General features: G+C 42.4%; 8 protein-coding genes. 4 read left to right on the plus strand and 4 right to left on the minus strand.

Going from position 1 to position 9,352, the window contains the following annotated elements:
• Nucleotides 1-21: 21 nt before the first annotated feature.
• From ABI430_03455 to rpmH, 3 genes are all read right to left on the minus strand, one after another.
• A complete protein-coding gene (locus ABI430_03455) occupies nt 22-783 on the minus strand; it encodes a YidC/Oxa1 family membrane protein insertase (protein MEO8637930.1) in 762 nt (253 codons plus the stop codon).
• 108 nt (nt 784-891) lie between these two features.
• Complete coding sequence (gene rnpA / locus ABI430_03460) at nt 892-1,239, minus strand: ribonuclease P protein component (protein MEO8637931.1); 348 nt, start codon at nt 1,237-1,239, stop codon at nt 892-894.
• Between the two features lie 107 nt (nt 1,240-1,346).
• Nucleotides 1,347-1,481, minus strand: coding sequence for a 50S ribosomal protein L34 (gene rpmH, locus ABI430_03465; GenBank protein MEO8637932.1), 135 nt, complete (start codon nt 1,479-1,481; stop codon nt 1,347-1,349).
• A gap of 310 nt (nt 1,482-1,791) precedes the next feature.
• On the opposite strand from rpmH, the gene dnaA reads away from it, so the two are divergent.
• The 3 genes from dnaA (at nt 1,792) to ABI430_03480 (ending at nt 5,268) form a co-directional block, all read left to right on the plus strand.
• The gene (dnaA, locus tag ABI430_03470; GenBank protein ID MEO8637933.1) at nt 1,792-3,132 is read left to right on the plus strand and encodes a chromosomal replication initiator protein DnaA; all 1,341 of its coding nucleotides are present in this window, start codon (nt 1,792-1,794) and stop codon (nt 3,130-3,132) included.
• Nucleotides 3,133-3,467: 335 nt separating this feature from the next.
• The gene (gene dnaN, locus ABI430_03475) at nt 3,468-4,568 is read left to right on the plus strand and encodes a DNA polymerase III subunit beta (protein MEO8637934.1); all 1,101 of its coding nucleotides are present in this window, start codon (nt 3,468-3,470) and stop codon (nt 4,566-4,568) included.
• A 445-nt stretch (nt 4,569-5,013) separates the two neighbouring features.
• Nucleotides 5,014-5,268, plus strand: coding sequence for a hypothetical protein (locus tag ABI430_03480; protein MEO8637935.1), 255 nt, complete (start codon nt 5,014-5,016; stop codon nt 5,266-5,268).
• A 257-nt stretch (nt 5,269-5,525) separates the two neighbouring features.
• Here the strand turns inward: ABI430_03480 and ABI430_03485 are convergent, their stop codons facing one another.
• Nucleotides 5,526-7,943, minus strand: a complete 2,418-nt coding sequence (locus tag ABI430_03485) for a PBP1A family penicillin-binding protein (protein MEO8637936.1) — start codon at nt 7,941-7,943, stop codon at nt 5,526-5,528.
• A 163-nt stretch (nt 7,944-8,106) separates the two neighbouring features.
• Here ABI430_03485 and tyrS point away from each other — a divergent pair.
• On the plus strand, nt 8,107-9,352 hold a 1,246-nt coding region (tyrS, locus tag ABI430_03490), incomplete at its 3' end, for a tyrosine--tRNA ligase (protein ID MEO8637937.1).

Below are 9,352 nucleotides of genomic sequence, written 5' to 3' on the forward strand. Positions count from 1 at the left end.
ATTCAGTTATTAGTTATTCAGTTATTTGTTCAACATCCTTCGTCTTACGAAGATTTCCTGTCCTATCATAAAGAGGTTGCTCACAACCCAGTAAAGAACGAGAGCGGCGGGTAAATGTGGAAAAACGTTTGAGATGGGAGGAAAAGGATACGCTATCACAAAAATTAAAATGGGGAGCACATATTGCATCTGCGTCTGCATGCTATGCATCATGTCTGCCTTCATATCGTTCTTCCCGGACAAAGAAGGAGTAGTCTTTTTAGGTTTCGGAAGTGTCAATTTTATCTGAAAATACTGCGAAACGGCCACAATGAGAGCCAAAATTAAGCTCTTCTCCGCTAGGTTAATTCCCAGAAAATGCATGTCAACCGAAGCCACTGACGGAACAAAAGAGTAAAGAATCTCGGTACGAATCGAAGGTAGACCGCCATGCGCGAAAATAGTATAGAGAGCGATAATGATAGGGAACTGAATCAAAAGAAGAAATATTCCCGAAAAGGGATTCAGTTTATTATCTTTATAGAGATTCATTATGCGTACAGACTGTTCTTGTTTGTTATTTTTATATTTCTCTTTTAATTCGTCCATCTTCGGCTGAAGCTCTTTCATTTTTATCTGACTCTTAATGGAAGCCTTGGAGAGAGGAAACAAAATGAGCTTGACCAGTATCGTGAAAATAATGATTGCGATACCTGCGTTCGCATAATGGGGCAAAATTGATAATAAAAAAACGAGGCCGTTGTATAACGGCTCGTACACGAAAGTATTGTAAAGGTAAGACATGGGTATAGTGTAGCGTAAAACGCTCCAAAAGTGTAACGCGCAACATGTAACGTGTAGCGTCTGAGAAGAGAAATCTCTTTTCTTACGTTACATGCTACATGTTACACGTTACATGTCCCTTAAAGCTCCTGATTTTCTCAAAATAAAGACAACTTCTTTCTCGAGGTCCGAGAATGAAAGGTCAAGAATAGATTTTTTTGGAAAGAGAACAACAATAATGGAATCTCTAAGCTCGTTCTCTTTTTTTTGTACAATGCTATTCACCCTCCTTTTTATAAGATTGCGCTTAACCGCAAGAGGGGACACTTTTTTCGAAACCGAGACCCCGATTCGGGCAGGGAATTTTTCGAGAGAGCTATGGAGTCGAAGCGTAAAAAAATCCGACGAAGTCAGCCGGCTTTGCTTTAATACTGTATCAAAAAGAACGCGGCTGACTCGTCTTTGTCTAGGTAACATGGAGAAAGTGTAACGCGAAACGTGTAACTTGTAACGTAAGATAAGAAAAACAGAAATTTTCTCTTATCCCCTCAGACGTTACAGGTTACACGTTACACGCTACACGACTACACTGTGAGCTTCTTTCGCCCCTTTCGTCTCCTCCGAATAAGAGTGTTTTTTCCTCCGCGAGACTTACTTCGGACCAGAAATCCGTGCGAACGGGCTCTTTTGCGTTTTTTTGGATGGTAGGTGAAGGACATGATGGGTAGCTGTTAGCTATTAGCTTTTAGGTTAAAGGGGAATTCGAAAATCTTATCAGAAATGTTAGTCAAAAGCAACCAAACCCAAAACTAATGACGCATAACTGAATGACTGAATAACCAGACTGAAAAAAAATTTATTTTTGTAATAAGTTATTCAGTTATTAGTCATTTATGATTACTGTGGAGCTTCTCCACAGTTTATCAACATGTTTATAACCACTGCACAAGTTTGACTATCGCAAGTTGGGTATATAATGAAGAATAAATAACTAAAACCTCCTTGATTGATTCACCCTCAAACACAATTATGATAGACGACAAGAAACTCTGGAACCGAGTCCTTCTTGAAATGGAACTTTCAGTTTCAAAAGCCAATTTTACTACCTGGTTTAAGGATACGTACATACTAAAACAGGACGACGGGATAATTTATTTAAGTGTCCCCAATGAATTCATCCGAGACTGGCTCATAAATAAATTCCACAAGCTCATTTTGAAATCACTCCGAGATTTTGGCGAAAATATCAGGTCAATAGAGTACGTTGTGACAAAAGAATTGAAAAAGAAGGAGAGCGAAGCCCCTAAACCGTTAAACCCGACAGGGGAATTACCGCTTGCCGACCATTATATAAGCAAAGAAGACAATTTAAACCCAAGATACACGTTTGATACATTTGTTATCGGGCCTTTCAACGAGCTCGCCTATGCCGCCTCCCAAGCGGTCATAAAGAAGCCGGGAACCGCGTATAATCCTCTTTTTGTCTATGGCGACACCGGCCACGGAAAAACGCATTTAATCCAGTCAATCGGAAATTACATAAAACACACCCACCCATCAAAAAAAGTTCATTATGTTACATCGGAAAAGTTCGTGGTGGACTATGTGGGCTCGATGCAAGCAAATAAAATCAATCAGTTTAAGGAGAAATACAGAAAATACGATGTGCTTATCATGGATGACATACAATTTTTTTCCAATAAGGAGAAAAGTCAGGAAGAATTGTTTCATCTCTTCGACACTCTCTATGGGAATAACAAACAGATTGTTTTTTCCTCGGACAAGCATCCGAACTTCATTCCGAACCTTGAGGACCGCTTGAAATCGCGGTTCGGGCAGGGGATGATTGTGGACATTCCGCCTCCGGACCAAGAATCCCGCGCTGCGATCCTAAAGGCCAAGGCAAAACAGAGCAACTTCTTGCTGGAAGACGAGGTTATTTACTACTTAGCAGGCGTTATAGAGGGCAATATCAGAGAGCTTGAAGGTATTTTGAACTCCATCATCTGCCAGACACAGGTTAAGGGCAAGGAGTTGGCGCTTATTGAGATAAAAAATCTGATAAAAGCGAGCATAAAGCCCAAAAAAAACCTGTCGGTCAAAGATATCGTGAAAACCGTCGCGGATTACTTCAATATAGAGGAAAATACCCTGTATGATAAGACAAGAAGGAAGGAGGTGGTTCTCCCGAGACAGATTGCCATGTATATTTTGCGCGAGGATTGCAATGTTTCGTTCCCGTCCATAGGCCAGAAACTCGGGGGAAGAGACCACACCACTGTGATTCACTCGTGCGAGAAGATTAAAAATGACCTGAAGACTAACAACGCGCTGGTGGAGGATTTGGTACAGATACGAGCACTGCTTTAAGCATACCAATATACCAATGAAGAAATATACGAATAAAAACTAATAAGAAATGAGGTTTTGATTATTAGTATTCATTGGTATATTAGGAATTTATCCGTATATTAGTATGTTCATCTAACTGTTGATTAGTGGTTCACAAGATGTTAGTAACAAGGGGATAAAAGTCGTAAAAAAGTGGATAAAAGTAACCTATAAAAATACCCTTGAAATAACCTAACCTTTTCAACATTAAAAAAAGGCAAAATAAGCCCAAAACACCTTATTTTTAAACACATAATATCTTATCCACTTATCCACATCCTTAATAATAAAATTCTTATTTAAACAAAAATACTATGAAGATAGAATGCTTAAAAGAAAAACTAGCCTCCGCGGTTTCTAAATGCGAAAAAATAAGCGGGAAGCACCCGACATTGCCGGTGCTTAAGTGTATTCTTTTAGAGGTGAAGGATAATAATTTGATTTTAAAATCAACCAATTTAGATTTGGGGGTGGAGATTACTTTTCCCGTTAAAACCGAGGAAGAAGGAGTTGTGGCTGTGCCGGGGTCGGTGTTAAATAATTTCATACAGAACCTAGATAACTATAAAAGCATTAAACTTGAGAGTGCGGAGGGCAATCTCAAAGTTTGGACGGAGAATAATTCAACAGTCATTAAATCCCTTCCTCATGAGGATTTTCCCACCATCCCCGTTGTATCCCTGTCTAAAGTTTTTAAAATGAACGCGAAAGATATTGTGCGGGGACTCAAAAGTGTCTGGTACAGTTCGGGGACATCGAGCATGAAGCCGGAACTTTCGAGCGTATACATCTATCACAACGACGAAAATGTTGTTTTTGTGGCTACCGACTCATTTCGACTGGCGGAAAAGAGGGTAAAAGTGAAAAAAATTCCCGATTTTACCCAAATTCTTATTCCTTTTAAAAATGTGATTGAAATTGTGAGGATTCTCGAGGAGGTTTCGGACGATGTTGAGATTCATCTCGATAAAAATCAAATTTCATTTTCGTGGGAGGGGCTGTATCTTACCTCGCGAATCATTGACGGCGTGTTTCCCGACTACAAGCAGATAATTCCCAAGGAGAATAAAAGCGAGGTTGTCGCGCTGAAGCAGGATTTGGTGAATTCCTTGAAACTCGCCAATGTTTTTTCCGATAACTTCAATCAGATCAATATGAAATTGAGACCGGGAGGCAAAACCTTTCATCTAACGACCCGGAATGCGGATGTCGGGGAAACGGTGAATAAGCTTGAGAGCGCTATTTCGGGCGAAGACATCGATATAAATTTCAACTACCGATATATCCTCGATTGCTTCCAATCAATCGAAGCAGACAGCGTTTCACTCCAATTTAACGGCGTTTCGAAGCCCATGGTCATCCGCGGAGTGGGGGATAGGAGTTTTATGTATCTCGTGATGCCGATGAATAAGTAACGCTCGGATTGTCTTTTGGAGAGCACGGATATTTTCTTGCTAGAAAATTCCTCGAGCTCGCGCCGCCGCACTCGCTAGTCTCTCCAAAAGACGATTCTCGCTCTGATGTCTGGCACCTCCTTAATTTTCAATCACCTTTCGCATATGCTTTAAAAAATAATAAGCTCGCTCTGACGTCCAAGAGAACTTCTATTATTCTCAGTGATTTGTGGACAATCTTTTCCGAAAAGTGCCGCTCTAACGTCTAAGAAAATTCCAACCCTCTCCGCAAGTCACAAAAAACTGAAAGCTCGCTCCGACGTCCAAGAGAACTTCTATTATTTGCAGTGATTTAATTTTATTTAATAAAAAAATTTAGGAGTTAGTCGGGGAGGGGGCAGAAGTAAAGTTGTAGTTTTTCTAAATTGTCCTAACACCTAAAAGCTAGTAGCTAATAGCTGTTCTTATGTTCAACGTCTCCTTATATCTAGAAAAGTTTAAGACCATAGGGCTTGGGGATAGCATTGCCAAAGATGCCCTTATTAAGGCTGTGCGGGAATGCACGGGAGGGAAAATTGAGAGAAAAGATGTTGAATTTAAAAACGGAACGTTCAGAATCAAGGCGGACCCGATTTTGAAAAGCGAGATTATGATAAAAAAAGAAGTGATTTTGGAATTCTTGACAAAAGAATTGAAGAAAGAAGTGAAAGACGTAAGGTGAACATACCAATATACGGATAAATTCCTAATATACCAATGAAAACGAATAATTAAGACATCCTCCGCATTGCTGACTCCTTCTTCGCAAAGCCTTCGGCGGACAAGTCGGCACCTCCTTTCTTAAGGAGGAATTTCGATTCTCCCTTTGAAAGGGAGCCCGCCCGAACGTACTATTTCGGTACGGGCGGGCACCGCGTCTTCGCAGGAGGGATGTATTAGTATACATTAGTATATTTCTTCATTGGTATATTTGTATATTTAATTCGTTGTTTCAAACTCCACCTGCGCTTCTCCTGTCTCGTCTTTCGAGTCTGTGAGAATTACCTTTAGGGTGTTTATTTTCTTAACGGAGTCCGGCGTAAACGTGAATTCGAACGGCGAGTCACCACTAGACCCAAGAAAAGCATTATTAAGATAGTAATTGGCTCTTACAATCGGGCTACCACCAGGGGCAAACTCAAGACCGATGTTTATGGGCTGTCCTTTTTTGTATTGCTTCGATCCTTGCGGATTTACAATCGCCACGACAATTTTTTTGACCGGGATTGAAACTCCCGTACTCGTGCCCTGGGCACCGAAGGTGCTTCCGTTGTCCGTAAGCCATTTTTGCACTCCGTATTCCCAATGAGAATATTGCGGGTTGCTATTTGGATTTCTCGGCTCTCCCCCAAGAGGGTTATTTGTATCCACGTAATGGAGGATTGAGTGAACACCAGTAGGGTCTTGCCACACTCCTTTCAATATCGGCTTGTAGTACGAGGTGTCCACCGGGTCGGGCTCCTCAAAATGCGCAATTGGCGTTACTTTAAGAGCCTCCTGCATTACGGCATTCCACAATGGCACCACGAGTTGTCCCGAAAGTTTTCTCTCCATCGGACGATTATCATTGTTTCCCACCCAGGCTCCCACGGTAACCGTAGGGGTATAGCCGATTGTCCACGCGTCTTTGTAGTTGTTGGTTGTTCCCGTTTTTACCGCCACGTCCTTGCCCGGGAAATATAGCAGAGAGTTCGCTCCATAGAGGGGAGTTCTTGCCACGTTGTCCGACAGTATGTCAGAAATTGTCAGAGCAATGGACCTAGGCAATACTTCCGTTTCTTGCTTTTTAAATTCCTCGATAACCTTTCCATCTCTGTCCTCTATTCGCAAGATGGCTACCGGAGGATTTCTCACTCCCTCATTTGCGAATACTGAATAAGCGCTTGTCATATCCAGAGGAGATGCTTCCCCTCCTCCAAGCACTAGAGTCAAGCCATAGGTGCCCGCACTCGCCAAACTTTCCACTCCCATTTTTTTCGCTAAATTAAGTGAGTCTTGGATGCCGGCGAGATAGAGAATTTTGACCGAAGCGATATTTACCGACTGGGCGAGGGCATTACGGAAAGAGATTGGCCCGCGGAATTTTTCGTCGTAGTTGTCTGGGGAATAGCATCCACCGGCACTCGTCAAGTTCGACGCGGCGCAGTTCGAGGAAAATTGCGTTTTTGCATCGAAGACAACAGTTTCGGGCAGGTAGCCTTTTTCTAAAGCTTCCGCATACACGATTGGCTTGAAAGTTGAGCCCGGCTGACGGTGAGCGAGGGTCACGTTGAAGTTTCCGTCTATTTCCGTGTCAAAGTAATCTCGGGAGCCGACCATCGAGAGAATTTGGCCCGTTTTGGGGTCAATAATTACCACTCCGGCATTTTCGGCGTTGTAGGTTTTCTTGTTTTGCAAAGCGAATTTTTTCGTCAGGTCCTGGGCTTTTTCCTGCAGTCCGTAGTCTAACGTCGTGATTACTTTGTAGCCGTTTTCCTGCATCGCATTCTCACCGTACTTTTGAGCCAGATATTCTTTCACATAAATGACGAAATGAGGCGCTTTGATTCCTCGTTCTTCCCGTGGTCGGAAATCTACCTTATCTGCCGAAGCCTTCTGGTATTCATCCGCTGTGATAAAGTTGTTTTCCAGCATTTTTTTCAGAACAAGATTTTTTCTGTCAATGAGTTCCTGCTTGTGGTTGCCGTAAGGAGAATAGTAGGTAGGTGCTTGTGGCAGGGCCGCAAGATATGCCGCCTCCGCAAGCGTCAGGTCGTAGGCGGGTTTGGCGAAGTAGGCCTGGCTCGCTTCCTCAACTCCGTAGATATTGCCCCCGTACGGCGCTTCGTTCAAATAGGTCTCAAGGATTTTGTCCTTGCTTAAAACTTTTTCGAGTCGTATGGCCAAAACCCACTCTTTCACTTTTCTCGTTATCGTTTTGTCCGTGGTGAGAAATGTATTTTTGATGACTTGTTGGGTGATGGTAGAACCGCCTTGGCTGAACTTTCCGCTTTTTAAATTGGCGAAAATAGCGCGGAGAATGGATTTTGGTTTGATGCCGTAATGCTCGTAGAATTCCGCGTCTTCGATGGCAACGGTCGCATTCTTGATATTTTTTGACATTTCATCGCTCGGAACTACGGTTCTTTTGACGTTTTCCTGAACGCTGTAGAGGAGATTTTTTCCTTCCCGGTCATATATCTTTGTGGACTCCGAAATCTTTCTTTGCTCAAAAGCGTTCACGTCAGGGAGCTCGAAAGTCGAAACCCACAAAATCATCGCTCCCGCGCAAAGCGCGAACAGGGCTATCAAGATACCGATAGCTTCCTTAAGCAGTTTTTTCTTTTTTGCCGATAAAGAAAAGAGCTTGAATCGCATTATTTTGACATGATAGCACAATACGCTAATGACAGATACCAATCAACGAATGGTACTAATGATACGAATGAATACGAATAGTGCAGTTTTCATCTCTTATTCTTAGCTATTAGTTTCATTCGTGTAATTAGTATCTGTTATAATTTTATGTTAAATTATTCTCATGGAACTTAACAACAAACTTGAGGAAATTGAGGAGCTTTTTTCTCGTGGTGTCGCGGAATTCATAGATCCCGAGGGAAAATTCAAAGAAAAACTCATAAAAAAAACAAAAGGGGAGAATTCTGGAAATATCGTTATTAAATTTGGCGTTGACCCTACGCGCCCGGATATTCACTTGGGGCATGCGGTAGTTTTGCGAAAATTGCGCAAGTTTCAAGACCTCGGCTGTAAGGTGATATTTTTAGTCGGTGACTTTACCGCCACCATAGGCGATCCGTCCGGTAAAAGCAAGGTGCGTCCCGAAATCGAGCAGGCAGAAGTCGAAAAAAATGTAAAAAGCTTTCTCGACCAGGTGGGGAAAATTCTCACACTGGATACGAGTGTCTTTTCATGGATCCGAAATTCGGATTGGTTTTATGGCGTGACCGATTTGGAGCCAAAAAATGCCGTGCGCGTTTTCTTTCAGACAACGCTGGTGAATCCGAAGTCATTTATCGGTAAATCAATTCTTTTCAGCCAAACTCGGATGCAGAAGACCCATTTGAAATCGAAAGAAATTGTGAGCGTCTCTTTGAAAGGACTTCTCTGGACTCTGAAGCACATTTCGTTTAATCGTCTCGTTGAGAGAGACATGTTTCAGGAGAGGATTAAAAGAGGAGAAGAACTTTTCATGCACGAGATGATGTACCCCGTGCTTCAGGGAATAGACTCGTTTGTTTTGGGAGAGATTTTCGGCTCGTGCGACCTTGAGATTGGAGGAACTGATCAGACGTTCAATATGCTCACGGGACGGGACGTTATGAGGGTAAATCGACGGCCACAGCAAGCGGTTCTCACTGTGCGTATACTTGAAGGCACGGACGGCAAAGAAAAAATGAGCAAGAGCATGGAAAATTTTATCGGCATTACCGATTCTCCGAGCGACATGTATGGCAAGATTATGTCTATTCCGGACTCTTCCATCATCAATTATTTTACGTTGTGCACGTATACGCCACTCTCGGCAATTGAAGAAACAAAAAAGGAACTTGAAAACGGAAAGGGCAATCCGAAAAATGTCAAAATGAAATTGGCGAGGGAAACTGTCGCAATATATCACGGAGAGGACAAGGCGTCGAAAGCTCTGGAGGATTTCAGAAAAACGTTTGAGAAGGGAGAAATGCCGGAAGATGTTCCTGAAATTCAGGCGAAGGCGGGCGACGAACTTTCTTCACTGCTTTTAGAGAGTGGCTTCGTGGAATCTAAAT

Source organism: Candidatus Taylorbacteria bacterium (genome assembly GCA_039934295.1).
Classification (GTDB): Bacteria; Patescibacteriota; Minisyncoccia; order Phycocordibacterales; family HO2-43-120; genus HO2-43-120.

Bases quoted from the DNA above. Each gene is read 5' to 3' on its own strand.
- ABI430_03455 (MEO8637930.1), bottom strand. From the start codon at position 783: ATGTCTTACCTTTACAATACTTTCGTGTACGAGCCGTTATACAACGGC.
- rnpA (MEO8637931.1), bottom strand. From the start codon at position 1,239: ATGTTACCTAGACAAAGACGAGTCAGCCGCGTTCTTTTTGATACAGTA.
- rpmH (MEO8637932.1), bottom strand. From the start codon at position 1,481: ATGTCCTTCACCTACCATCCAAAAAAACGCAAAAGAGCCCGTTCGCAC.
- dnaA (MEO8637933.1), top strand. From the start codon at position 1,792: ATGATAGACGACAAGAAACTCTGGAACCGAGTCCTTCTTGAAATGGAA.
- dnaN (MEO8637934.1), top strand. From the start codon at position 3,468: ATGAAGATAGAATGCTTAAAAGAAAAACTAGCCTCCGCGGTTTCTAAA.
- ABI430_03480 (MEO8637935.1), top strand. From the start codon at position 5,014: ATGTTCAACGTCTCCTTATATCTAGAAAAGTTTAAGACCATAGGGCTT.
- ABI430_03485 (MEO8637936.1), bottom strand. From the start codon at position 7,943: ATGCGATTCAAGCTCTTTTCTTTATCGGCAAAAAAGAAAAAACTGCTT.